The sequence below is a fragment of the Limosilactobacillus portuensis genome (assembly GCF_014838735.1).
GTDB classification, from domain to species: Bacteria; Bacillota; Bacilli; order Lactobacillales; family Lactobacillaceae; genus Limosilactobacillus; species Limosilactobacillus portuensis.
On the sequence record NZ_JABUXQ010000026.1, the window covers coordinates 1 to 24,118 of the forward strand.

Here is a 24,118-nt window from a genome sequence, read left to right on the forward strand (position 1 = left end):
ATTTCTGATAATCATGAAGTAATTTAAGCTTTTCAATAGTTGAATAACTTACAATGCAAAACACCCCCTAGGATTCACACTTTTATTATTTAAAGTGTCAACCCTAAGGGGTATTGTACGACCATCAATGGACATCAATATTACTTTGATCCTACCAATGCTTCTAATTATAGAGGTTGGTACCGTCATAATAATAGTTGGTACTACTTTGACACTGCTAATGCCTGGGCAGTTACTGGATGGTTCAAATCACCAGGTGGCTGGTGGTACTATTTTGACAATGATGGTCGTGCACGAACTGGCTGGCAAACCATTAATAATCACAAATATTACTTTGATCTAACTAATGCAAGTGCTTATACAAACTGGCAAAAATTAGATGGTAAATGGTACTACTTCGATCCAAATAACACTTGGACCCTAACAGGTTGGCAAAATATTAATGGACATCGGTATTACTTTGATAACGATGGGCATGCTGTAACTGGCTACCAATATATTGACGGTAAACTTTATCATTTTGATCAGGATAATGCATGGCTATTAGAAAATTAATTCATTAAATATAAAAAGCTTAGAATTTGATTTTACTCGAATTCTAAGCTTTTTCTTACGAATGCTTATATAAGAATTAATTATTTTTACATAAGACGAAAAACTGATAGTTAGCATTTTTTGCTAACTATCAGTTTTACTATTTCATCAAATTAATTATAATCCCTCACGGATAATTTTCTGAGGATCCAGCCAAGTCCCGTTATTAATAAATGAACTTGCTAAAGCACGGTTAAAGTTGTGATCTCGGGTAATACCAATGTGGACATGTGAGGTATCACGAATACCAATAACGTCCCCAGTACTAATTTGTTGTCCTTCATGAACGAGAATATTATTTTTGCTGGAGAAAGCTTCTTGATAAACAACCAAATATTCACCAGTATCAACTACGGCATACCAACTTAATCCGGAACCATATCCGACAATCTTAACAGTACCACCGTGAATAGCATGTACTTCTCTACCTGGGTGATCAATTGAACCAAAGTCTAAGCCATCATGGAAGCCATTTAATCGGAATTCACCACCGGCATGAACACCAAATAATTGTCCACCACCAAAATAACCTTCACCATCTTGAGGGAATGGCCAGTCCCAACCATCAGCCCAAGAACCATCAGAATTGAAAGTATAAGTCTTGCCATTAATCGCTTGAGTACCAGTTAACATCCAAGCATTAGTTGGATCCATGTAATACCATTTGCCATTAATCTTTTGTCAGCCGGTATCCGCCCAGGCGTTATCCCAATTAAAATGGTACCAATGATTATTGATATACTGCCAATCTCGTAAACCACTAGCATTATTCCAATCAAAATAATACCAACGACCATCTATACTTTGCCAACCACGTAAACCACTAGCACTATTTTGGTCAAAGTAGTACCAGAAGCCTGCTGCTGACTTATACCAACCAGTATGGGCCCAAGCATTTTCTGGATCTAAATAGTACCAAAAACCCGCTGGTGTTTTAAACCAACCGGTATCCGCAGAAGAATTAGCTTCATCAAAATGGTACCATTTGTTATTAATTCTCTGCCAACCCTTTGCACCACTGGCACTATTTTGATCGAAGTAATACCAAAAACCTGCTGCCGACTTGTACCAGCCAGTATGAGCCCAAGCATTTTCTGAATCTAAATAGTACCAAAAACTTGCAGCACTTTGGTACCAACCAGTATCAGCCGATGCATTAACCTCATCAAAGTGATACCACTTATTGTTGATATTTTGCCAGCCGGTCCGTGATTGACCATCATTATTAAAGTAATACCACCAACCAGCTGGTGATTCAAACCAACCTGTTTGTGCGGTTCCATCTTCTTTAATATAATGCCAATTATCATTTACTTTTTGCCAACCAGTATTTTTAACATCTGATTGAGCAGAAATATCACTAGCCTGATTATTTAAATCAGCTGCATCGATATTATTAGAGCTTTGAGAACTAGCATTTACTTGATTAGTTGTATTTACCACAACCTTACTTTGAGCAAATGAAGTTTCAGCATTGACATTTTGATTTTGTTGAGTTGCAGCAGCTTGAGCACTTGCAACTGAGGCACTAGCAGAATTGCTATTTTCATTATTAGCAATAGTCAAAGTTGTACTTTGAGAAGCATTACTCTCTGCTGTGGTTTGAGTTTGCGTAGTTTGGATCTGATTAGTAGTCGTATCAGCATGAACATGCTTTACTTGTGTTCCAGCAATAAAACCGATCGAAACGATCGCTGCTGTAATCCATTGCTTTCCTGACTTGTAAAGTTTAAATCTTTTTTTGCGACTATTCAAAACGTTTTAATCCTCCTAAAAGTGGGACGAAATCTATTTTTTAAATTAATTTTTAAACATAACACTTTGTCAAGTATAAAAGATAAAATTTATGCTCGCAACTTCTCAAGAAAATTGTTAGGTTTTTGTCATATATTAATTCTTACCGATAATATTTTTTGCTTGGCTCAAAATTTTAGCATGGAGGATAAACAGGCCAGATAAGTAAATTACTATTCCGACGGCAACTTCCAATGCTAAATTGGCAATCGTCATTTGGATAGTATTACTGATTCGATTGACAATTATAAACATTACTAACCCACTAACTGCATATTTCCAAACTTCCCCAAACATCTTACGTCGGCTAATTGTCTTTCTAATCATTGCTAGCTGAGAAGCAGTAACTAAGAATTCTGAGCCAACTGTTGCCAAAGTTGCCCCGTTAGCTCCCCAAAACGGAATTAGAACCAGATTAAACGCAACATTACTTACAGCGCCAATAGTTACTGAAGTTGTAAATTCCTTAACTCGGTTAACCGGCATCAAATATTGAGTACCAGTAACATTACTCCATGCAATTAAAACAATTACTGGTGATTCAAGGAACATAATTTGACCAGCCATTTGAAAGCCACTCCCTAAGAACCATGGAGCAAATTGTTTTGAAATTGCCATCAACCCAAACATCATTGGAATCGAAATAGATGAAACAAATTCAAATGAAGAATACAAACTATTTCGTACACCTTCAATGTCACCCTTAGCATACTTATTAGCCACATGCGGTAACATTACTGTTCCAGTTGCGGTAACAATTGCTAAAACAAACTTAACAATCTTATCTGATTGTCCAAAATTACCCAAGGCAGCCTGTGAATCCATATGTCCTAACATCAATCTGTTCAACACAAGATAGACCTGTGTGGTGATAGTTGGAATAAACAGTAATAATGATGGGTAAAAATGCTTAAATGGATGCCAATCGCTGATTTTAACCCAAACAATATTTCCCCTTAAATAGGGCCATAATGTTAAATTACCAACAACTTGGGCGCCACCTAAAATTAAAATATATTTTCCTAAATCAGCTGTTGACTTGATAAAAGTAAAAATCAAAATTACAGAGGCTAATTTAACTAGTGCATTTCGCACCACCGTAATTTTGAAGTTTTCCAACCCCATAAAATACCATGAAACATCCAGGCCTGTTGCAATAATCCAGAGGCCCTGCATGAGAAAATAATATTTAAAAGTCGTACTAAAAAGAAAAACAGCAGCTAAATATGCAATAAGGGATAAAGAAACGGTCAATAATTGTAACGCTTCAACTCCCCAAAAAGTTCGCGAACGTTCATATAAGTCATCACGATGGTAGGCTACTTCTCGATTACCATAAAGAGTAATTCCCATTTGCCCCATAAGGTAAAAGAAGGTTACCCATGCATTAGTGTATTCGTTAATCCCAACATCATGTGCACCTAAAACACGAGAAATATAAGGAACAGTGATCAATGGAATAATCATGTTCAAAATTTGATATCCCGCATTATACAAATAGTTCTTGATAACTTTCATTGCTAATTACTTAAACTCCTTATTTACGGCAACTAAGGCTGCGTGGAGAACTTGATCCATATTGTAGTAGCGATATTGACCAAGCCGTCCACCAAAGATAACATTATTAGCCTTTTCTGCAGCAAGTTGAGCATACTTCTTGTAAAGCTCATTATTCTGCTGATTATTAACCGGATAGTATGGTTCATCGCCACGATGCCAGTCTGCTGGATATTCTCGAGTAATAATCGTTTTATCTTTGTCGCCCTTACCAAATTCGAAGTGCTTATGTTCGATAATCCGTGTGTATGGTGTTTCAGCATCGGTATAGTTAATCACCGCGTTCCCTTGGTAATTACCAACATCCTTTTCTTCAGTTTCAAAACGTAGACTCCGATATTGAAGTTCACCAAGTTGATAATCAAAGAATTGATCAATCATTCCAGTGAATACAACCTTAGGATAATTAGCTAAATAATCGTCCTTCCGATCGAAAAAGTCAACTCCAGTTTCAACATCAATTAATTCACTATCAAGCATCTTTTCAACAATTTGAGTATAACCACCAATTGGAATTCCCTGATAGAGATCATTGAAGTAATTGTTGTCATATGTCAGACGAACAGGCAACCGCCGAATAATAAATGCTGGTAATTCGGTAGCTTTTTGACCCCATTGCTTCTCGGTATAACCCTTAATTAACTTTTCGTAGATGTCCCGACCAATTAATGAAATAGCTTGTTCTTCAAGGTTCTTAGGTTCCTTACCAGCCATTTCTTGACGCTGTTCGTTAATCTTTGCCAGTGCTTCTGCTGGAGTACGAACACCCCACATTTCACTAAAGGTATTCATGTTAAACGGCAAGTTATACATTTGCCCCTTGTAATTAGCAACAGGACTGTTTGTGTAACGGTTAAATTCAGCAAACTGGTTAATGTAATCCCAAATCTCCTTATTGGAAGTGTGGAAAATATGGGCACCATATTGATGGACTTGAATACCGTCAACCTCCTTAGTGTAAATATTTCCCGCAATGTGATCGCGCTTTTCAATTACCTTAACCTTCTTGCCACGCTTAGCTGCTTCGTAAGCAAAGGTGGCACCAAATAGGCCAGCACCAACTACAAGATAGTCATACTTTGTCATGGAACGCTCATCCTTTCATATGTAACGTTATTTATTGATGAAAATTTTAGATAATGTTAAAATCAGTTTGTTTGCGTTTATTCAACTAGTAATAAACTTCCTGCAAATGCTATAATTATACTATTAAATACTTATCAAGTATAGTTGATTTGAACCTTTCAATATAGGAGAGATACTTATATGAAGAAATTTAGTCGTTTATTTTTGTCTGGAATGTTAGTTACAATCTTAGGATTTGGGTTAGCTGGCTGTGGTTCACAAAAGAATTCTAAGGACACTGCATCATCTTCACATACCAAAACTGAAAAAGTTACTAAGAAAGCTACAAAAAAGACAAGTAAAAACAGTAAGCAAAATTCTACTAAGAAGACAAGCTCGACTAGTAGCAGTGCAAGCGTAACATCATCGTCGCAATCAAGCTCTTCAACTGCTAATAGTAATGTCAATAATAACAGTCAAAAACAATTAGGGCTTAACGATGTTGCTGTTTGGACCGATCAATATGGTGTTACTCACCATGTTGATAGTGACGGAATGGATCGTCAAACAATTGCAGGCAGCTCACAAACAAACTATCAGGATTGGTCAGGAAGCTTACCAAGTAATGCCCAAATTGTTAAACAGAATTAAACAAAACTAAAAATATAGCCAGATAGTAATTACAATTACCATCTGGCTATATTTTTTATTCAGTAATATTTTCTATTTTTTTAACTGCGCTCTTTATAAGGTCACCTTTTCGTAACTTTTTAGCGATCTCAATAGTATTCATCTTCATTTCAGAATATTGATTCTCAGTAATATTTTCTAAAATGTCATCAAGATTTTCGAGGCTGTTTACTGCAATTCCTAAATTATTTCTCAAAATGAAATCAGCAAGAGCGGCTTCTTTCCAAATAATTACTGGCTGTCCACTGCTTAAGTAAAGGGAAACTTTGTGCGGATTATTATAGCACATATAATTACCAAACTTCCCACTACAAGTATCTAATTGATCGCCATCCCAGACTAGCCCGAAATTCTGAGTAAGTTTCTTCGGTAATTCATCTGGACTCATTTGACCATGATAAGAAACGCCTTTTAAATAGTGTTCGCTTGGATATGAACCAAAGATTTCTAATTTTCCAGCTTGTAAACTTATTTTATCAAGAAACTTGGACTTTGCTAAGTTCCCAGCAAAGCATATTGTTCTATCATATTCTGAATTTTGGTTTATTTTTTGAGGATTGTTGTAATCAAAAATTCCTAATTCTACCATTGGAACAGTAACCCCATTTTCCTGTAGCCATCGTTTCATTTTATGATTATGAACTATCAAGCCATCAGTAGCGTTAAAAAGTGCTCGTTCACCATCCCAATAGTTTTGGTCATTTTGAAAAAGGCGAAGCGATTCAACATCATGAATAATGAAGAACAGTTTCTTACTTTTTGAACGCATTTTATTTATAAGTCTTTTCATCACATAGCTAGAATAAGTTGGATACTGGAAAAATAGCTCATCAAACTTTTCTACATTGTTAAATAGACGCGGAATTACCCAATATGCTGTTTTAATTTTATCTAACTTAGATTTGTTGTTTAATTGCTGATGAATTACTTCAAAGCCAGATTGTGATAAATAATAATCCACATCTCTTTTTGCCTTTGGTCCTGCATCATTGCCCTTTCCATAGTCAGCAACCGTAAAAACTACTTTTTTCATTTTTCTACTCTTTATGTCCAAAATTCTTAACTGTAAAAACAACAAATTCAATAATTAATCCCAGCAATGCGCCTAAAGCAAAGCCAACAACTACATACTTTTTCGTGCTAGGAGTTGTTTTACTATCGGTATTATTAACGGTTGCTTTTTGCAAAAGGGTTACCTTTCCCGAACCCGGTTGTAGCTGTGGTAATTCTTCCTTCATTGCCTTTGCAGTTGCGTTAACAATCTTTACAGACGCTTCCCTAGACGATGTTTTTGCCTTTAACTCCATCACTAACGATTGTTGTGAAATTTTAGCATCAATGGCACTCTTAATATCATCTGTTGAGTATTTTTTCTTCATTGACTTAGACAAATGCTTTCGTGCTTTTTGAGCAATGGTTCCATTTTCAGCAATATCCTTATAGGTTGGCATCATATTATTATCTTCACCAACAATTGAAATATTAGCACCACTTGACATTGTCCGCATTTCTTGAGGAATATTGTGAGAAATTACAATTTGGCGACTAGCGGTATAGGTAGTTGATTTTTTCTTTTTAGCATCTACTCCCATTACTAAAGCACCGAGGATAGCAAAAATAAGAACAACTAAAACTGGTTTCCCGTATTTTTTCATTAAATTATTTAAAGTTACGTTTTTCATTTTTCTCCTCCGATATCAATTTGTTTGAAAAATAACATTGCGCAAAAATAGCAATTAAAAACGGATCGTTGCCGAAATCTAGCAGACGTTGTTCCACAATTGCACTAATCGTTACAATAACCATAATGCTTGCTAAAGCAAATTCACTTTGTTTAATTGATTGCCAGGAAACAATAGTCATAGTAATAATAACCACTAAAGCTATCACTACTCCATAGATAACGAATAAACGAATAAATGCTGAGTCAATATAAAAATAGTTTGCTCCCTCAGCAGCTGTATTTTTTATCCCACCAACAGCACCAAGGCCATTTTCATGAATATGCTGACCAAAAAGACTAAAGCCATATTTTTTTATAGCTTCGTGACTATAAAATAGCCGACCAGACAATAAACTATTCATTTGTTCAAATAACTTGTGTCCAGGTGCATACAGATACGAAAGGAAAACTGTAACATAAGCTGCTAAAACTGGTAAAATCCAGTAAAAGATAGCAATCGATCTTGAAACAATATATCCTTTTTGCGCCCGTTGTCCGATCATCATTACTGGAATTACCAAAATCAAAGCATAGGCATTCAAACGTGCATCACAAAACTTAATGAGGAAGATTGCTAATAGTACAAATACTGTATAACTCTTCCACGAAAGTTTATTGAAGTAAAGATAACAATATGCCAATACTAGATAGAGAACATGGGCTGCAAAATCAGTTGGGTAAATAATCCCAAATGCCCGTCTTAATGTGTGAATTCCCCGATGGAAAATCAGATTCTTTGTTAAACCGATTATAGAAGTAAAAAAGACAAACGAGAGAAGGATCGTTCCTAACACTAAATATAAGTAAATGATTTTCTTAAAATCTACATTTCTAGCACCTAAAACAAAAATCCCCATTGGAAAGAGGATAAACTCACCTGATGTCCGCCAAGTAATGAATAGAATAGCAAGGACTAAAAGATTAACCGTTATTTTTCTTATTGTATTTGAATCAAAAAAGATAATCTTAAACAAAACGATCGCTAATGGAATAAAAGCAATTTGATGTAGAAGGTTACCAGGAAAATAAAAAGTATAGGTTGAGGTTTGAAGAAAAGCAATCACAAAGTAAAAGGCAAACGCTATTTCATAAAGGATTTGTCCATCTAACTCAAGGTTAATTAACCGTTGATATTTGGATGATAGATATTGCACCCTACTTCCCTCCTACTTTTTCTCTTTTACAATATAGATTGGTCGTTGTTTAGTTTGCATATAAATCTTACCAATATATTTGCCAACAATTCCAATACACATCAACTGAAGTCCACCAAGTAAAAGCATAATACAAACCATCGATGCCCAACCAAAGGCACTACTGCTTGGTTCAATAATTCTCCGAACAATTACAAAAATCAATCCTAAAATTGATAAGAATGCTGACATCCCACCAATCCAGGTGGCAATTGACAGTGGTGCTTCGGAAAAGTCAGTTATGCCATCCATAGCATACTTAAATAGCTTCCAAGTGGACCAATCAGTTGTCCCAGCAACCCGTTGGACATTTTTATATGGTAGGTATTTGGTCTTAAAACCAACCCAATTAAAGATCCCTTTTGAGAAACGGTTATATTCTTTTAAAGATAAGACGGCATTAACCATTTGGCGAGTCATCATTCGATAATCACGAGCACCATTAACAATCTTTGTATCAGAAATCTTGTTAATAACATCATAGAATTTATCACTAAGGAATGATTTAACCTTCGCTTCACCAGTACGATCAGTTCGTCGCATTCCAACACAATCATATTCTCCCGTAGAGATATACTTATACATTATTGGTAAATATTCAGGCGGATCTTGTAAATCAACATCCATTACAACAACATAATCTCCTGTCGTCGCTTCAAGTCCAGCATATAGCCCAGCTTCCTTACCAAAATTTCTAGAAAAGGATACATAATGAACTTTATCAGGATTTTGTTGATGCAACTTTCGTAATTCATCCAGGGTCTTATCAGCCGAACCATCATTAACAAACCAATATTCAACCTCGACTGGCATCTTATTAACAACTTTTTCAACAGCAGGATAAAATAATGGAATTGATTCTTGCTCATTGTAACAAGGAACAACAATGGATAACTTAGGCAATTAAATCTGCCTCCTCTTTACGCATGTCCCGTAATCTTCCGCAGAACAAACTTACCGCCCTTCTTGAACCAGTTAGTATGCTCCATGAAGACGTACTTTACTTCAATCGTTGAGTATTCTGGGTGAACCTCAAGCCATACATCTAATAGTAGCTCGCTCAAGAATCCATAAACCCGTTGTTCGTAGGTTGAATAATTTGAAATGTCAATCCGACTTTCCACTTCGCCAAGAACATCAAACATCCATGTACAATACTCATCTAGCGGTTTACGTTTCATAATGAACATATTAAACATGTGGGCCCATGTCCGCTTCATGACTTTTTCAAAGGCAGCTTCGTATTCAGGATAATTTTGGTGGATCACCTGACGCATTACCTCAAATGGTTCATGCTCATGAGCGTGAAGATAGTGAGACTCATTTGTCTCGATATAGTAACGTCGTTTAGGCGGTAAGATAATATCATGATCCTTAAGTAAGTCAGCTACTTGTTCACTTGATAATACCTCATCCAGTGATTTTTGGTGGTTGAGACTTAGGTAACGACGATAGTGAACTAACCCCATTGCATCAACGTCTAAGTTCTTCCATCCCCAGTAAATCGCTGTTAATTCATTATAGTAAGGGTTCTTCGCTGAAATATTGTCCCCCGTATTATCACCCTGGAAAGTATGGTTAACATCAGGATGAATCTCTTTACCAACAAAGACTGGTAAATACAATGGGTCTTTGGGCATTGCATAATTCTTATGAGCAGCAACTAATACTTTTGTCTTCACAGTCGTTCTCCTTAATAAGCAGCGTTAGGCTTAATCATCACCTTAACAGTTTCAAACATAATCTTAAGATCAAGCCACACTGAACGTTCATTAATGTAGGTCAAATCAAGTTCAACCATTTGATCAAAGCTTAAGGCGTTTCGTCCACCAACCTGCCACATCCCAGTAGCACCAGGCTTAACCATTAAGCGTTGGCGATCATAATCGGTATACTCTTTAACTTCGTAAGGTAGCGGTGGTCGAGGGCCAACAATACTCATCGAACCCCCAACAACGTTCAATAATTGAGGCAGTTCATCCAAACTATACTTCCGAATAAACTTACCAACCTTGGTGATCCGAGGGTCCTCCTTCATTTTGAACATTGCGCCTTCAACCTCATTCTGATCACGGAGCTTTTCTAACAGCTCATCAGCGTTAGTAACCATTGATCGGAACTTAAACATTTTGAAGGGCTTGCCATCTTTTCCGACCCGGGTCTGGGTATAAAAAACTGGTCCCACAGGATCATTAACTTTAATTGCAATCGCGATGATTAAAAAAACTGGACTAAGAATCACTACCGCAACTGAAGACGCGACTACATCAAAAAGGCGCTTGATAAACCGGTAGCCATACTGATGTTGCAGTTTTTTCTCATCAATATGAATTTTCTTTTGTGTCATTATACTTCTCTTTTAAGTTTTATTTTTGTACTTTTCTACGTATCTTACACATTTTACCAGCATTTTACTCGTCTGAAAAGCTTTCCTCTGAATCCTGACGATCTAGCCAAGCTTGCGTAGCATCTAAATCGAAGCCTTTCCGGTACATTGCTTGCTTAAACTTCATTTCTCGCTCATAACCTTGATAGCGACGATAACGGTGCCAGATCTTCTCTGCCTGGTGGTTCAGCAGGTCTTCTTGCTGGTCAAAATCTTCTTCTGGTTCAACCTGATCCTTAACTTGGTCATAAATCGTGCTAGCGTATCCTTTTGTCATTAATCCCTGACGAACTTTTTGTTCTTGACGACGAATGGGTTGGGAACGATAGCGACGAAAAAGTTTTTTTGCTAATTTTGTGGCGTTTTCTAATTGACGTTCGAGAGTAAATTGAGCTAATGCATCGTCAATATCATTTTCACCGATCTTCTTTAACCGGAGCTTCTGCCGAATATTTCCCGGCCCTTTAAGATCGGTATTCATCTCGGTGCGAACGTAGCTAGCGGCATATTCATGATCATCGAGAAGCTTTTGTGCACGGAGTTTTTGCAAAACTGGCTCAATAAATTCTTCTGGCGTTTCAAGATCGTGAAGCTTTTGAATTACGTCACTTTCCGTCCGCAACTGGTGAGATAAGTAGTCAAGCATTCGCGAATAAGCACGAGCAATTTGATCAGCGGTCGTAATTTGTGCTTCAAGTTTCTGATCAATCTCCATCCCCTTCATCAACCGGAATTGGATCAATACACTCTCAGCTACTGGGAAGGCATATTTACCATCTAAGTAAACGTTATACCTTCCCTGCCTTTTTTGCGCTTCAATTTTAGTAATTTTTGCCATTTTAAAATTCCTTCTTTACAAATCCGCTTCTCATTCGTTGTTAATAGGTGTAAGCAGTGGCCACTACTTATCAATTAAATTAAACCAAAGGAGAATTCATCATGAGCATGTCACGAAAGTTCAAAGCAGCCAAGATTCAATTAACGTTAGTCGGAGAAAAGCACCCCAAGGGAGTAAAGCATGTCCTGAATAACGTTTCTGAAAATGTCAGCGAAGAACAATTCAACTTACTTAGCTCTGCCATGGAAATTCTAACCACCGAAAAAGTGATTGGCGCAGACGTGGTTAATACTCAATCAATTTCCCTTGTCTAAAATCAGAAAGGAAGATTTAATTTATGAAAACTCTTAATTTAACTTTCAAAGGTAGCCTTGGTAAGAAACACATTCTTAAGCTAAGCTATGCAAATGATCAACTAGATGCTGAAACGGTCCGTCAGGCAATGATTAACTTAGCTAATACCCACCTGTTTTTCAAGGACAGTGAAGAGTTGTACGTTACTCCAATTGCCGCGAAGTACGTTGACACAATTCCAACAGTTCTTTTCAATGCCGAAAAGCAAGCTCCCGTAGCTGAATAGCAATATTCCATTATAATAATCCTTACCTTAATAGCGAGGCTGGTTAATTCCAGTCTCGCTATTTTCTTACAATTCGTTTACGAGCATCATCATGTTCCGTTTTAATTAACTGCCAAAAGTGCTCTTTTTCTTCAAGTTTCCCGTCGTGAGCTTCTTGAAGGGCTGCGTTAATTGCCGCTCCCATCATGATTAAGTAGCCAGAAAAATCCAGCCAAACCATCATTGCAATAAAGGCTCCAATTGTCTTATAACCAATCACGCCATGACTGAAAAGAACGGTATATAACCCAAACAACTTGGAAAGCCATAGCCAGAAGATCGAAACAAGAAAAGCCCCAATTGCTGCAAAGCGAAGGCCGACCTTAGCGTTAGGAACAAAGTAATACAACATCGTTAAAGCAATAAAAATAACGGCAAAGGTAATCGGCCACTTCAGGCTGCTGAACAGGAAGATGTAGCGCCGATTGAAGTGCAGGAATGGTTGAAGCCATTTCAGGAATTGTTCACCAACACCATATAGAAAGACGATCACGAAGATAATAATGACAACGACAATCATCCAGATGAATGAAATCACCCGATTGCTAATCGGATTTTGATTTTCGGCAATCCCGTAAGCATGGTTGACGCTTCGCTGAAAAGCAGCGATTCCCTGACTAGTCGACCAGAGAGCAATCAAGGCCCCGGTAGTCAGGACGCCCCCGCTCCCCCGCTGTAAGAAGTCCAGGACTAATGGACGGATAAAGCTGTAAACCGTTGCCGGAACTAGTGTTTGTAAATAGGTAAGAACGGTATTTGCATCTAGACCGATCATCGGCAATAAATTCCCAATCACCAGCAGTGCCGGAAAGATTGAAAGTAACGTATAGTACGCGAGTGTCGCTGCAGAACTAGATAGTTGGGCCAGGGTAAAATGCTTGACCAGCATCGCAACTAAATTCTTTAATTTTGCTTTATTTAGCTTCCCGATCATTGCCCAACTCCTCATCAGTAATACTCGTTCATTATACATTATTTTAAATTGTGTGCGAACTGTGAGAAAAGCCGCCTCCACTTATTAGCTATCCAATATTTCATTATGGATCATCAAAGCGCGAGCCCAATCTTGTGGGCTAGCAATTTCTCCGGTAAATTCTACCCGACGTTTTCGAATACTAAACGTAAAAATTTGAAGCGGGTTAATATAGCCTTCGATTTCCTTTGTATGCAACGGTATGAAGAACTCCCCCAATCGATTATTCTTGGCATGGGTAATCGGCATGACCATTACCAGCCCGGTAAGCTTACTGTAATTAGCAGAACTCATCACAATTGCCGGGTGTCTTCCCTTAATTTCTTCACCGAGGGAAGGTTCAAAATCAATCCAAATCAGATCCTGTTTTTGGGGAAGATACTTGTTAATGTAATAATTCGTCATCCCTTACCTCACCATCAATAAAGCCAGTATCATCACCATCATAAAGATGCTTTGCAATAAATCCACTGTTCTTAAAGGGATTATTCCGTTTAGGCATATACACTATCGCCCCATTTCGATCTTGGTATACCTCATATTCCTTGTACCGTTTCTTAATGGATTTAGGAACGGTAAGAACATCCGATGTCCCCACCCGTCTAATCTTAACTGTCATTTTAACGCCCTCCGTTAATATATATTTGATATACATTATATCTCACCTATCAATGTCTTAGAAGGAATATTGTTCTATCCACGATTATTTAAAATGAAAGAAATCAGAAAAGTTATGAAATTAATCGAACTTTTCTGATTTCTTACTACAAGATAAATTAAAAATATTAATATTATCAGTGCAATTTAAAGATTATCGGTGCAAAATCGACTGATTTTGCACCGATAACTTGTTTATTACACCGATTTAATTTTTAATACTCCGAGATAACGACTCAGAAAACGTCTTGCCAGGAGCTTGCTAGACCCAGTATTACTACTGCAAATAGTCGAAACGTGTTCGCAGGGAAGCCTCTATAGACAACAAACTCCCTCCCAGATGCTTTCAACATCCAGTCAGGAGAAATTGTTGTCTTACGAGTCTTCTTTACCTGCCCACACTCTTCTACTTAATAACATTCTTAACATGGTGCTTCTTAGCAGAGATTTGGTAGAAGATCAATGCTACTGCAGCGAAGAAGACAGGACCAGCGATTGTCCAGAAAGCAGTCTCCCAATCCTTATCTAACATTGGTTGGATAAAGGTAAAGAGAATTCCGACAATCAAAATAATTTCAACGAAACAAACAATCGTATTAGTCAATGCCTTGTTCTTGAAGACAACAAATGGCCGTTCAATATCTGTCCGCTTCTTAAAGAATGGGAATGCACCAACTAAGAAAAGGTATGGGAAACAGGTAGAAACGTTGGCCATATCGGTTAAGATGGTGTAGAACCGTTGAGCGGCAGAACCACCAAAGGCAACCAAGAAGATAATAATGGAAACAACTGTAACCTGAAGCCACATTGCATTTGCAGGCATTCCCGCCTTATTAAGCTTAGTCAGCTTCTTTGGCCATAAATCAGGGTTAGAACCAAGAATAAAGGCCTTAATTGGTGAATACATCAGAACAAAGAGGGCCCCTAAGAATCCTAGTGCCTGTGAAAAGGCAACAATCCGTGTCATGGCAGCACCCCATTCGAGAGCAACTGCGTGAGAGAAACCTAAGGCAGTTCCTAATTTGACCCCTAAGATGTTAAAGAGGACATAGGTAGCATTCCCCAAGTTAGTTGTCGACACCGCAAAGTCATGCTTGTAATTAGCAAACCAACCAGCCATCAAAATCATGATGACATAAGCACCGATTGTAAAAATAGAGGCAATGATTAAGCCACGTGGGAAAGTCTTTTCAGGGTTCTTCATTGAATCAGTAACGGATCCAAGTGATTCCATACCACCATAAGCGAAGATTGCATAAACAACGAAAGAAATAATTGCAATTGGCGTCTGGAATTGTGGATTAGGTGACAGAATCAAGCTCTGAGCACCGTCAAAATGTTGAGCCAAAACACCCTTGTTAATAATCAAAACAATAATAGCTGCAATCACATAAATGATATTAACAACAACGGTGAAGATCCCACCAAGTGAACCAACTTTGGCAATCGCGGTCATTCCCCGAGAACTAAAGTAGGTACAAGCAATCATTAAGATAATCCCAAGGACACCAATAACTTCAGTTGAAGTCATTCCCCAGAAGTGCCACTGCTGAGTGGTATCCTTACCAAAAATCAATGCGGAAAAAGTAATCCAAATCCGGGAAGCGGTGGAAACCATCCAAACAATCCAGGAAGCTAACCAAACGAAAGTCCCAATAAAAGCCATTCGTTCACCAATTGAACCGGCAAGCCAGGAGTAAATTCCTCCCTTAGCGTCCTTAAATGCAGAACCATATTCTGCCATCATTAAGCCACACGGGAAGAAGAAACAAATCCCTGCAAGCGCATACCAGATAATACTGCCGTAGCCCATTTGCAAGTAGGCGTTTGATACGTTACCAAAACCAAAGATCGCAGTAATGATCATCGTCACTAGGCCGAAGGTAGTAATCATTTTTTTATTACTACTCTGCTCATCCAAAATAAAAAACCTCCATAATATAACGCAAAGATTCTTAAATAAAAATAAGAAATTATTTAATATTTTAAGTATAGTCCTCTTTACTAAAAATAAAAGAGTTTTTCAATATTTCTTATCATTTTCTAATTTTATTTATGCATATTAGTCGGCTTATTCACGCATAAAATACATTATTAGTGATTATCGGAATAATTTTATGTACATTTATTAATACAATCATTAAACATTATGAACGCTTTATTTGAATAACTCTTAGTAAAGCTTGCTCTTTCAATTCTCATAAATCATAAAATGGCAGATCACTAATTTTTCTTTAGCAGATCTGCCATTTTATTTATGCATTTTTACGTCCTCTTTATTTAACTTTAGCAGTCACTTTATTTTCTTATGGGTCAATGGAGTGTAACGGAGTCGAATCATGCTTGCCAGGGCCTTGCTAGAGCTAACAACCTCCCTCCCAGATGCTTTCAGTATCTAGTCGGGAGAAATTGTTAGCTTTCCGCAAGCCCTCTGCTGGCTCGCACTCTATTCAAAATGACTAGCCACGTCTTTAGCAATTTCACTGTAATGCTTTAAGTACTTGGCGTAGTTGTCGTCATAAATGTACTTGGCATCGGTCTCTGGATCTTGAGAAGTCAAGATCTTTGGTCCCTTATCAGTAACGACAAGCGTGTGTTCATATTGACAAGACCAACTACCATCAGCAGTTTTAGCAAGCCAACCACTCGGGTCACTAGTATCAGCCTCCCAAGTTCCGGTATTAATCATTGGTTCAACGGTAATTGTCATCCCGTTCTTTAAGCGGAGTCCTTGCCCGTGTTCGCCATAATGAGGAACCATTGGGTCTTCATGCATGGTTGGTTGAATACCGTGACCAACGAATTCACGAACATCACCATAACCATTTTCATCTTCAGTATAGTGTTGGATAACGGCACCAATATCACCAATCCGGTTGCCGGCAACACATTGATCAATCCCCATGAATAATGACTTCTTGGTAACATCCATCAACTTTTGAATTTCTGGTTTAACGTTGCCAATTCCATAACTCCAGCAAGAATCACTAAAGAAGCCGTCAACACTAACAACGGTATCAATCTTAGCTAAATCGCCATCTTTAAAGATGAGCTTCTTCCGTGGAAAACCGTGGCAAATTTCATCATTAACACTGACACAGGTTGCGTATTTGTACCCTTCGAAGCCAATTTGTTCAGCCTTAGCACCGGCAGCCTTAAAGTACTTCCGGGCAAAGTCTTCAATTTCCCAACTTGAAATTCCTGGCTTAATAAATTGCCGGATTCCAATGTGCATACTTGCAAGGGCAGCACCGGCCTTTTCCATCGCTTCAATTTCGCGTGGTGATTTTAATGTAATCATTAAATTGTCCCCTTCATTATTTTATACGTAAACTAGTATAACACTTGTCACCAAAGAAGTAGCAAAGCATGCTATACTATGAAACGTAATTTATTTTAAACGGGGGAATAAAAATGGCTAAAGCACTTGTTGTTTACGCAACCATCACCGGTAACAACGAAGATGTCGCCGATATCATTACTGAATCATTTGAGGATCAAGGTGTGGAAGTCGACGAGACGGAAATTACAATGGCTGACGTGGAAGACTTTCAGGATGTCGACATTTGCGTAGTTTGTCCTTATACCTATGATGAAGGAGCTCTTCCGGATGAAGGACTAGATTTCTACGATGATCTTCAAGAAGCCGACTTAACTGGTAAAGTTTACGGGGTTGCTGGATCAGGTGACACCTTCTACGCTGATGATTATTGCAAGGCAGTTGACCTCTTCGGTGAAGCCTTTGAAAAAGCTCATGCCACTAAGGGTGCTGATAATGTTCACATTAACTTATCGCCAGACGAAGACGATATTAAAACTCTTGACAGTTTTGTTGCCAAATTAATTGAAAAGGCGGCTAAGTAATGATTAAGCAACTCTGGAGTAAGTATAAGTCCATCATTGCCTACCTGTTCTGGGGTGTTGTCACTACTGTTGTTAACTTAGCGGTCTTTCAAATTTTAAGTCCCGGCCTTCACTGGAATGTTGAAGTAGCAACCGTAATTGCATGGTTTGCCTCTGTCCTGGTAGCCTACTTCACCAATAAGGTGTGGGTCTTTGGTTCTCACTACACGACTGTTAGTGACTTCTTAGTTGAAATCCTTCGCTTCTTTTTCTATCGTGGACTGACCCTAGTAATTGATATGGTCATTACCTATGTTGGTATTCAAGTCCTCAAGTTCGATACCCCATTACAACAATTTATTGTTAAGTTTATTGATAACGTTATTGTTGTAATCGCTAATTATATTTTCTCGAAGTGGTTAATCTTTAAGGATAATCGTGGGATTGAAGATAAGTAAATATTAGCAGGCTGAATCAGTGATTGATGCAGGCTGCTATTTTTTCTTCGCTGCTTTTCATATAAAAACGATTAAATGCCGTCTTATATATTTAGGAGGATTGAAAGCCTTAACTCTAATAAGGATGGTGGCAAATGGACCAACGTGAATTATATTTAAAGCAACTTGAGGAAAAATGGGAGCATCTGACAATTACGAATGATATTATGTTTGGGATGGTAATGAAAAATGAACAAATCTGTTTAGAGCTTATTCAGCGTTCCCTACCAGAACTAAACATTAAAGCAATTTCGCGAATTACTCCCCAGAAACAAATTACCGGTCCAATCAGTGCACGAACAGTCCGGTTTGATGTGTTTGTCCGTGATGAAGAGCAGCGTACTTTCGTGGTTGAAATGCAGGTTGCGGATAAGCACAATCTTTCCTTTCGGCTTCGTTATTACCAACAGCAAATTGATTTCGATATTTTAAACGTTGGCGACGATTACTCAAAATTAGCACAGTATCCGACCTACGTAATTATGTTTTGCGATTTTGATTATTTTGGTCGCGGCTGGAGTAAATATCAGTTTGAAAATCGCTGTGTTGTCGATCCAAAACTTAAGCTAGGTGATCAACGGCAAATTACGATCTTCAATGCAAAGGCTGGCCAGTTTCATGGTAATATGAAATTAAAGGGATTCCTCAAATTGATGGGAAAACAAATTGACACAGACGATCAGCTTGTTAAACAAGTACGGGCTGAAATGAAACGGATTCGTGAAGATCCAATAAGGAGGCATGGCTTTATGAAATATGAACTTGACCTGATGGATGCACGAAGAGAAGGTAAAGAGGAAGGAGCAGTTGAAGCTCTAATCAATTCAGGCTTTAGTGACCAACAGATTGCAAATAAATTAACTAATATGTACAGTATGAGCCATGATGAAGCCTTGAAATTAATTCAGAAAACTAGATAGTTAAAAGAAAGAGTCGGCGAAGATATTCACCGGCTCTTATTTTCTATCTAGGTAATCTTCAATAATATCAAGGATCCGTTCACTAGCATGACCATCACCAAACGGGTTCTCTGCCTGATCCATTTTTTTATAGGCTTTATGATCGTTCAACAATGTAAAGACAGCCTGTTGGATACTTGTTGGATCAGTCCCAACGACTTTAACGGCACCAACATCCACTGCTTCCTGTCGTTCTGTTTTTTCTCGCAGAAGCAAAACCGGTTTATGAATTGCCGGTGCTTCCTCTTGAATCCCACCAGAATCAGTCACAATGAAGTCACACCGTGCAGCAAGGTTTAAGAAGTCGCCATGATTAAGCGGCTGAATTAAATGAATCCGTTCTTTATTCCCTAGTACTTCGTCAGCCAGGCTCATTACCTCGCTATTGGGGTAAACCGGATAAATTAAATCAACATCCTCATTGGTCTCAACAATATCTCTCATTGTATGAAAGACTCGTTTCATTGGCGCACCAATACTTTCAACCCGTTGCATCGTCAAAATAATAATGCGGTGATCATCGGGGATCTGTTCAAGGAGTGGTGCACTCTGAAAGTTAGTTGTTAACCGCTCTTTAACGGAATCAATCACCGGATTACCAGTTACATAGATTTGTTGAGCAGAATGATGTTCACTTAGTAGATTATCCCGTGCTCGAGTCGTCGGAGCAAAGTAGAGATCAGCTAAATTATCTGTAATTCGCCGGTGCATTTCATCCGGGAATGGTAGATATTTATCATAGGTCCGCAATCCGGCTTCAACGTGACCTAACGGAAGATGATTGTAAAAACTTACCAAACTAGCTGCTAAGCTAGTAACCGCATCCCCCACCACCAAAAGCATATCTGGCTGACCAGCATTGATAACATTATCAAGGTTATGAATTAACTGGCTTAGTTGTTCAGCATAATCAGTATTCTTTAGACCAGATAAATCTAGGTCAAAATCTGCTGTTAGATTTAAGAAATCCATCGTTTGTTGAAGGAGTGGTCGCCGCTGTTGCGCAGCAATTACAATTGATGGCTTCCAAGTACTTGGATCCTGCTTCATTTGCTCAATAATTGGCGCAAGCTTAATTGCTTCAGCACGCGTCCCAAATAAAAGCATAATTTTAAATGGCTTTTGCACAGTGACAACTCCTTTTCAAAAATACTATTTCAATTGTACAACATTTAATAATATCTTGGAAAATTTGCGCTGAATAAACTTTATTTCCCGGGAAATAGAAAATCAAATTTCTAACAGCTAATTAATTTTAGCTTTTTACCACGTATATATATTTTCGCAAAAGATACTGAAATCCCACTAGAATAGTTAAAGCCGAAGAGGCATATCTCCCTGACATTCCCTGATGAACTAAAATCACACTAATAATAACTGCTAAAACAAATACTCCGTAGAATAATTTCGCAAAGACTGATAATTTTTCGTCAGGCCGTTTACCACTCCGATAAAATGTCCGTCGATTGATCCCAAGAAAAAATGGGCTTACCAGTTCTTCATAAATCATGGCAAGAAAAAAGATTGCTGCCATACCATCCCAAACAATACTGCCCACCTTTGTTGAATCATCAAGAAGATAACTAAGTCCAAACATTATCCAAATAAAACCATAGGAGACACTAAACGAATTCATTGCTCTCCCTTGTTCTAAATAGTCCTTCAACTTTTGGTCCTCCCTTAATAGAGAATCAAGTGAAATTTGATAAACATTGCTAATTTTTACAAGCATATTCAAATCAGGATATGTTTTATCGTGCTCCCAATTAGACACTGCTTGTCGAGTAACGAATAACTTTTCAGCTACCTCCGCTTGTGTCAAATCTAACTCCTGTCGTCGTTCTTTAATTTGTTCGCCAAATTTCATTGGTCTCTCCTTATTTTTGGATTAAGTATATCGAATAACGATAGACAGCACTAGCAATGGTTCATTGCACCACTAAAATAGTACAAAAAATAGGTAAGAAAACACATTATTAAAACGTCTTTTCTTACCTAGTTAAGCCCAAATGGTCCCATCCGGAATCGAACCGGAATCGGCCGCTTAGGAGGCGGATGTACTATCCAGTTATACTATAGGACCAGACAAAGAGTATTATCGCATTTACGAACAACCTCGTAAAGCTAATTTTACTCTTTTTCATTAATTATTCAAAGCACCGCCTTAATCACATGCTACTCTTACGACGGTGTTTAAGACGAATTCCCTTATTCTTCCGGTTTTTCTTATGAGGCTTTTTCCTTGGCTTTGTTGGCTTGCCAAGAGTGTGATGAACAGTCTTTTCAACATTTGTGCTGTCACTCCACTGTTCTTGTTGTAATTGCCGACTATTTTGCCGCCGAACCGAAACTGATTTTTGACCCTTTTGTGGTTTTTGATCCGTAATCTGATCATTATCAATGTAAAGATGCTCCAAATGATAATCAGTTGGGGCAAGGATCTTTTTCAAATCACGGATATCGTGATCATCACCCAAGTTAATCACTAATCCTGGTTCGCCCTGACGACCAGTCCGCCCAACACGGTGAATATAAGTATTCGTTTCTGTTGGTAAATCAAAGTTAATAACAGCAGGAAGCTTAGGAATATCAATTCCCCGGGCAGCAACATCCGTTGTCAGTAATAGTTTAATCTGGCGTTTCCGAAACATCCGCATTGCTTTTTCACGTTGCGTTTGTTTTTGCCGACCCCCTAAAGTCCCGATTGCCATATGTTCATGGCGAAGGCGACTAGCTGCATAATGGAGCGTCCTGGTACTATTGAAGAAAACCAGCCCCCGAAAGTCTTTGATACTGGTCAGCCGGCGAAGAACAGCAGTCTTTTTAGCATTAGTTCGGGCATCAATATATCCGTGCCGAACAGTTCCCCGAGTATGATCACTATCAGTAACATCAAGGGTTAAAATATCCCGACCGAACATCACTGAAAGTTGCTTAAACACTGGAGACTTGGTGGCAGAAAAGAATGCTAACTGAGCACTTAATGGTGTAGCGCGCTCGATATCTTCAACAACGGCTAAGGTATCATCACGCAGTAAGTCATCGGCCTCATCAATTACCATTGTCTGAAGGTGCCCGAGTTTGAGGTGCCGATTATCCAACATATGCAAAACTCGTCCAGGAGTACCGACAACAACATCCGGATGCTTACGAAGCTTCATTACCTGTCGGCGAAGGTTAGCACCGCCTGTTAAGGCAAGAACTTTAACGCCAATAATATTAGCCCATTCACGCATTACACGGGTTGTCTGAATCGCTAACTCTTGTGATGGTGCGAGAACTAGTAGCTGGGTGCCAGCCCCGGGCATAATTTTAGGAAGAAGGGGCAAGGTAAATGCCAGCGTCTTTCCTGAACCAGTAGGCGCAATGCCGATAATTGATTTATCCTCAGCTAACGGCTTAGCAACTGCCTCCTGGATTGCAGTTGGTTGTTTAAATTGCTGATTGAATTTTTCTTGAAATTGTTCGATCAAATGTTATCCCCATCCTATTCTTGATCTTTATCTGCCGGAAATTCTAATTGAGCTGATTGCCGAAGTGAGTACATTACGGAGTTAACCATTTCTGAAAGATCCATCCAGCCCTTATATTTCTTCATTTGTTCTTCATTATCTGGATCATTGAACAAGTCAGCAAAGTCGTTCATTTCATCTGTCATTGAATTTTTCTCTACCGGTGCATCAAGTTGGTGTGCTTTCTTATCAGCATCGTAATATGTTACCTTTTGAGTTTCAAAAATACTATCAAAAACGAGGGTATCCTTTAAGCCATAAACTTCGGATGGCAAGTATGAATTGGCTGTCTTACCGAAGTTTAAGGTTACGCTGAACTTATCATAATTCAAAATAGCAACACCCTTAGCGTCAACGCCTGTCTTGCATAGGGTTGGGTAATAAACAACCGATTGTGGCTGACCAAACATTGTCAGTGCGCCATAAACTGCGTAAACACCAAGATCCATTAAGGCCCCACCAGCATACTTCAAGGTAAAGATGTTTGGATAAGGTTCATCCCCTGCCAAGACCTTATCATACCGTGAGGAGTACTTCATCACAGTGATTGTTGCGCCTTGAACATAATGCTTCTTCATTTCATCAACTTTTTTTAGCCCTTCCTTATAGAGTGGCGTATGAATATGGCGAGCAGCTTCCACTAATCGTGCCTTCGGGTGAGCTGCCAATAAAGATTGAATTCCGGAAAATTCACTTGGGTTTACAAACGCTGGCTTTTCAACAATCACAAACTTATCATTTTCAATTGCTAAGCGTGCTTGTTGGTAATGCAAGCTATTTGGTGACGCGATGTAGACAACGTCAAAGTCACCATCTTCAAAGAATTTCTCAAGATCATCATAAAATTCTGTAGCACCGTATGGCTGACCAAATTCCTTAGCTCGGTCTAGTGTCCGTGAATAGACCGCGGTTAATTGATACTTACCAGTAGTCTTGGCAGCATCTAACATTTGATCCGTAATAATATGAGTTCCAATAATTCCTAACTTAAGCATCTAAGCCAACTCCCTTATCAGATATTTAACTTGTTACATTAATCATACCAATTATTGTTTGTTTTTAACAGAAATGAAATCTTTCGATCATATAATTATGTGTATGGCAGATTGCAAGAAATAACTTGAACGAATTTAGTGACGTAGATTAAGCAAGAAGATCTCGATTGGTGTATGCCAATTAAGACATTTAAGTGGCCGTGAATTCAGATACCAATTGATT

Annotated in this window: 26 protein-coding genes, 1 tRNA gene and 1 pseudogene; 7 read left to right on the forward strand and 21 right to left on the reverse strand. The window is 38.3% G+C overall.

Annotated elements, in window-relative coordinates:
* Positions 1-123: 123 nt before the first annotated feature.
* Complete coding sequence (locus HUK49_RS11665; RefSeq protein WP_413230876.1) at positions 124-555, forward strand: hypothetical protein; 432 nt, start codon at positions 124-126, stop codon at positions 553-555.
* 156 nt (positions 556-711) lie between these two features.
* Here the strand turns inward: HUK49_RS11665 and HUK49_RS08550 are convergent.
* From HUK49_RS08550 to glf, 4 genes and pseudogenes are all read right to left on the reverse strand, one after another.
* Positions 712-1,269, reverse strand: a pseudogene (locus tag HUK49_RS08550) (peptidoglycan DD-metalloendopeptidase family protein); the annotation flags it as partial.
* A 6-nt stretch (positions 1,270-1,275) separates the two neighbouring features.
* On the reverse strand, positions 1,276-2,349 hold the full coding sequence (locus HUK49_RS08555) for a KxYKxGKxW signal peptide domain-containing protein (RefSeq protein WP_191913412.1): 1,074 nt from the start codon (positions 2,347-2,349) through the stop codon (positions 1,276-1,278).
* A gap of 135 nt (positions 2,350-2,484) precedes the next feature.
* Positions 2,485-3,906, reverse strand: coding sequence for a flippase (locus tag HUK49_RS08560; RefSeq protein WP_191913413.1), 1,422 nt, complete (start codon positions 3,904-3,906; stop codon positions 2,485-2,487).
* A 6-nt stretch (positions 3,907-3,912) separates the two neighbouring features.
* Positions 3,913-5,031: a UDP-galactopyranose mutase gene (glf, locus tag HUK49_RS08565; protein WP_191913414.1), complete on the reverse strand. Its 1,119-nt coding sequence runs from the start codon at positions 5,029-5,031 to the stop codon at positions 3,913-3,915.
* A 180-nt stretch (positions 5,032-5,211) separates the two neighbouring features.
* On the opposite strand from glf, the gene HUK49_RS08570 reads away from it, so the two are divergent.
* Positions 5,212-5,661, forward strand: coding sequence for a hypothetical protein (locus HUK49_RS08570; protein WP_191913415.1), 450 nt, complete (start codon positions 5,212-5,214; stop codon positions 5,659-5,661).
* Positions 5,662-5,716: 55 nt separating this feature from the next.
* Here HUK49_RS08570 and HUK49_RS08575 read toward each other — a convergent pair whose 3' ends face one another.
* From HUK49_RS08575 to recX, 7 genes are all read right to left on the reverse strand, one after another.
* Positions 5,717-6,733 carry a sugar transferase gene (locus tag HUK49_RS08575; protein WP_191913416.1) on the reverse strand — a complete coding sequence of 339 codons (1,017 nt, stop codon included), beginning with the start codon at positions 6,731-6,733 and terminating at the stop codon, positions 5,717-5,719.
* 4 nt (positions 6,734-6,737) lie between these two features.
* Complete coding sequence (locus tag HUK49_RS08580; protein ID WP_098045301.1) at positions 6,738-7,382, reverse strand: YveK family protein; 645 nt, start codon at positions 7,380-7,382, stop codon at positions 6,738-6,740.
* Positions 7,360-8,577: a hypothetical protein gene (locus tag HUK49_RS08585; protein ID WP_191913417.1), complete on the reverse strand. Its 1,218-nt coding sequence runs from the start codon at positions 8,575-8,577 to the stop codon at positions 7,360-7,362. Before HUK49_RS08585 ends, HUK49_RS08580 begins: the two co-directional genes overlap by 23 nt.
* A 12-nt stretch (positions 8,578-8,589) precedes the next feature.
* The gene (locus tag HUK49_RS08590; protein WP_003716755.1) at positions 8,590-9,519 is read right to left on the reverse strand and encodes a glycosyltransferase family 2 protein; all 930 of its coding nucleotides are present in this window, start codon (positions 9,517-9,519) and stop codon (positions 8,590-8,592) included.
* Positions 9,520-9,536: 17 nt separating this feature from the next.
* Positions 9,537-10,298, reverse strand: coding sequence for a DUF4422 domain-containing protein (locus HUK49_RS08595; protein WP_191913418.1), 762 nt, complete (start codon positions 10,296-10,298; stop codon positions 9,537-9,539).
* An 11-nt stretch (positions 10,299-10,309) separates the two neighbouring features.
* Positions 10,310-10,963, reverse strand: coding sequence for a sugar transferase (locus HUK49_RS08600; RefSeq protein ID WP_191913419.1), 654 nt, complete (start codon positions 10,961-10,963; stop codon positions 10,310-10,312).
* A gap of 64 nt (positions 10,964-11,027) precedes the next feature.
* On the reverse strand, positions 11,028-11,840 hold the full coding sequence (gene recX, locus HUK49_RS08605; RefSeq protein WP_191913420.1) for a recombination regulator RecX: 813 nt from the start codon (positions 11,838-11,840) through the stop codon (positions 11,028-11,030).
* Between the two features lie 101 nt (positions 11,841-11,941).
* On the opposite strand from recX, the gene HUK49_RS08610 reads away from it, so the two are divergent.
* The gene (locus tag HUK49_RS08610; RefSeq protein WP_003716751.1) at positions 11,942-12,154 is read left to right on the forward strand and encodes a hypothetical protein; all 213 of its coding nucleotides are present in this window, start codon (positions 11,942-11,944) and stop codon (positions 12,152-12,154) included.
* Between the two features lie 23 nt (positions 12,155-12,177).
* Positions 12,178-12,420: a DUF2922 domain-containing protein gene (locus HUK49_RS08615; RefSeq protein WP_191913421.1), complete on the forward strand. Its 243-nt coding sequence runs from the start codon at positions 12,178-12,180 to the stop codon at positions 12,418-12,420.
* A 58-nt stretch (positions 12,421-12,478) separates the two neighbouring features.
* On the opposite strand, the gene HUK49_RS08620 is transcribed toward HUK49_RS08615, so the two are convergent.
* From HUK49_RS08620 to map, 5 genes are all read right to left on the reverse strand, one after another.
* Positions 12,479-13,408 (reverse strand): YihY/virulence factor BrkB family protein, encoded by a 930-nt coding sequence (locus HUK49_RS08620; RefSeq protein WP_235981082.1) that lies wholly within the window; start codon positions 13,406-13,408, stop codon positions 12,479-12,481.
* A 69-nt stretch (positions 13,409-13,477) separates the two neighbouring features.
* Positions 13,478-13,837, reverse strand: a complete 360-nt coding sequence (locus tag HUK49_RS08625; protein ID WP_191913422.1) for a type II toxin-antitoxin system PemK/MazF family toxin — start codon at positions 13,835-13,837, stop codon at positions 13,478-13,480.
* The gene (locus HUK49_RS08630) at positions 13,818-14,051 is read right to left on the reverse strand and encodes an antitoxin of toxin-antitoxin stability system (RefSeq protein WP_191913423.1); all 234 of its coding nucleotides are present in this window, start codon (positions 14,049-14,051) and stop codon (positions 13,818-13,820) included. Before HUK49_RS08630 ends, HUK49_RS08625 begins: the two co-directional genes overlap by 20 nt.
* Positions 14,052-14,495: 444 nt before the next feature.
* Positions 14,496-16,010 carry a glutamate/gamma-aminobutyrate family transporter YjeM gene (gene yjeM, locus HUK49_RS08635; RefSeq protein WP_191913424.1) on the reverse strand — a complete coding sequence of 505 codons (1,515 nt, stop codon included), beginning with the start codon at positions 16,008-16,010 and terminating at the stop codon, positions 14,496-14,498.
* A 525-nt stretch (positions 16,011-16,535) separates the two neighbouring features.
* Positions 16,536-17,390, reverse strand: coding sequence for a type I methionyl aminopeptidase (gene map / locus HUK49_RS08640; protein ID WP_191913425.1), 855 nt, complete (start codon positions 17,388-17,390; stop codon positions 16,536-16,538).
* 113 nt (positions 17,391-17,503) lie between these two features.
* Between map and HUK49_RS08645 the strand changes: the two genes are divergently transcribed.
* From HUK49_RS08645 to HUK49_RS08655, 3 genes are all read left to right on the forward strand, one after another.
* Positions 17,504-17,953 carry a flavodoxin gene (locus tag HUK49_RS08645; protein WP_102168468.1) on the forward strand — a complete coding sequence of 150 codons (450 nt, stop codon included), beginning with the start codon at positions 17,504-17,506 and terminating at the stop codon, positions 17,951-17,953.
* Positions 17,953-18,390, forward strand: coding sequence for a GtrA family protein (locus HUK49_RS08650; protein ID WP_003716743.1), 438 nt, complete (start codon positions 17,953-17,955; stop codon positions 18,388-18,390). The genes HUK49_RS08645 and HUK49_RS08650 overlap by 1 nt, the downstream gene beginning before the upstream one ends.
* A 134-nt stretch (positions 18,391-18,524) precedes the next feature.
* Complete coding sequence (locus HUK49_RS08655; RefSeq protein WP_191913426.1) at positions 18,525-19,349, forward strand: Rpn family recombination-promoting nuclease/putative transposase; 825 nt, start codon at positions 18,525-18,527, stop codon at positions 19,347-19,349.
* A gap of 36 nt (positions 19,350-19,385) precedes the next feature.
* Here the strand turns inward: HUK49_RS08655 and wecB are convergent, their stop codons facing one another.
* The 5 genes from wecB to HUK49_RS08680 form a co-directional block, all read right to left on the reverse strand.
* Positions 19,386-20,516 (reverse strand): non-hydrolyzing UDP-N-acetylglucosamine 2-epimerase, encoded by a 1,131-nt coding sequence (gene wecB, locus HUK49_RS08660; protein ID WP_191913427.1) that lies wholly within the window; start codon positions 20,514-20,516, stop codon positions 19,386-19,388.
* Between the two features lie 127 nt (positions 20,517-20,643).
* The gene (locus HUK49_RS08665; RefSeq protein WP_191913428.1) at positions 20,644-21,255 is read right to left on the reverse strand and encodes a helix-turn-helix domain-containing protein; all 612 of its coding nucleotides are present in this window, start codon (positions 21,253-21,255) and stop codon (positions 20,644-20,646) included.
* Positions 21,256-21,398: 143 nt separating this feature from the next.
* Positions 21,399-21,471, reverse strand: a tRNA-Arg gene (locus tag HUK49_RS08670).
* A gap of 85 nt (positions 21,472-21,556) precedes the next feature.
* A complete protein-coding gene (locus tag HUK49_RS08675; protein ID WP_191913429.1) occupies positions 21,557-22,861 on the reverse strand; it encodes a DEAD/DEAH box helicase in 1,305 nt (434 codons plus the stop codon).
* A gap of 14 nt (positions 22,862-22,875) precedes the next feature.
* Positions 22,876-23,895 (reverse strand): Gfo/Idh/MocA family protein, encoded by a 1,020-nt coding sequence (locus HUK49_RS08680; RefSeq protein WP_191913430.1) that lies wholly within the window; start codon positions 23,893-23,895, stop codon positions 22,876-22,878.
* Between the last annotated feature and the right edge of the window lie 223 nt (positions 23,896-24,118).

Coding starts and splice junctions, on each gene's coding strand:
- HUK49_RS08680 (WP_191913430.1), bottom strand. CDS start 23,895: ATGCTTAAGTTAGGAATTATTGGAACTCATATTATTACGGATCAAATG.
- HUK49_RS08625 (WP_191913422.1), bottom strand. CDS start 13,837: ATGACGAATTATTACATTAACAAGTATCTTCCCCAAAAACAGGATCTG.
- glf (WP_191913414.1), bottom strand. CDS start 5,031: ATGACAAAGTATGACTATCTTGTAGTTGGTGCTGGCCTATTTGGTGCC.
- HUK49_RS08620 (WP_235981082.1), bottom strand. CDS start 13,408: ATGAGGAGTTGGGCAATGATCGGGAAGCTAAATAAAGCAAAATTAAAG.
- map (WP_191913425.1), bottom strand. CDS start 17,390: ATGATTACATTAAAATCACCACGCGAAATTGAAGCGATGGAAAAGGCC.
- HUK49_RS08570 (WP_191913415.1), top strand. CDS start 5,212: ATGAAGAAATTTAGTCGTTTATTTTTGTCTGGAATGTTAGTTACAATC.
- HUK49_RS08650 (WP_003716743.1), top strand. CDS start 17,953: ATGATTAAGCAACTCTGGAGTAAGTATAAGTCCATCATTGCCTACCTG.
- HUK49_RS08560 (WP_191913413.1), bottom strand. CDS start 3,906: ATGAAAGTTATCAAGAACTATTTGTATAATGCGGGATATCAAATTTTG.
- HUK49_RS08575 (WP_191913416.1), bottom strand. CDS start 6,733: ATGAAAAAAGTAGTTTTTACGGTTGCTGACTATGGAAAGGGCAATGAT.
- HUK49_RS08580 (WP_098045301.1), bottom strand. CDS start 7,382: ATGAAAAACGTAACTTTAAATAATTTAATGAAAAAATACGGGAAACCA.
- recX (WP_191913420.1), bottom strand. CDS start 11,840: ATGGCAAAAATTACTAAAATTGAAGCGCAAAAAAGGCAGGGAAGGTAT.
- HUK49_RS08665 (WP_191913428.1), bottom strand. CDS start 21,255: ATGAAATTTGGCGAACAAATTAAAGAACGACGACAGGAGTTAGATTTG.
- HUK49_RS08655 (WP_191913426.1), top strand. CDS start 18,525: ATGGACCAACGTGAATTATATTTAAAGCAACTTGAGGAAAAATGGGAG.
- HUK49_RS08615 (WP_191913421.1), top strand. CDS start 12,178: ATGAAAACTCTTAATTTAACTTTCAAAGGTAGCCTTGGTAAGAAACAC.
- HUK49_RS08600 (WP_191913419.1), bottom strand. CDS start 10,963: ATGACACAAAAGAAAATTCATATTGATGAGAAAAAACTGCAACATCAG.
- HUK49_RS08630 (WP_191913423.1), bottom strand. CDS start 14,051: ATGACAGTTAAGATTAGACGGGTGGGGACATCGGATGTTCTTACCGTT.
- HUK49_RS08645 (WP_102168468.1), top strand. CDS start 17,504: ATGGCTAAAGCACTTGTTGTTTACGCAACCATCACCGGTAACAACGAA.
- HUK49_RS08610 (WP_003716751.1), top strand. CDS start 11,942: ATGAGCATGTCACGAAAGTTCAAAGCAGCCAAGATTCAATTAACGTTA.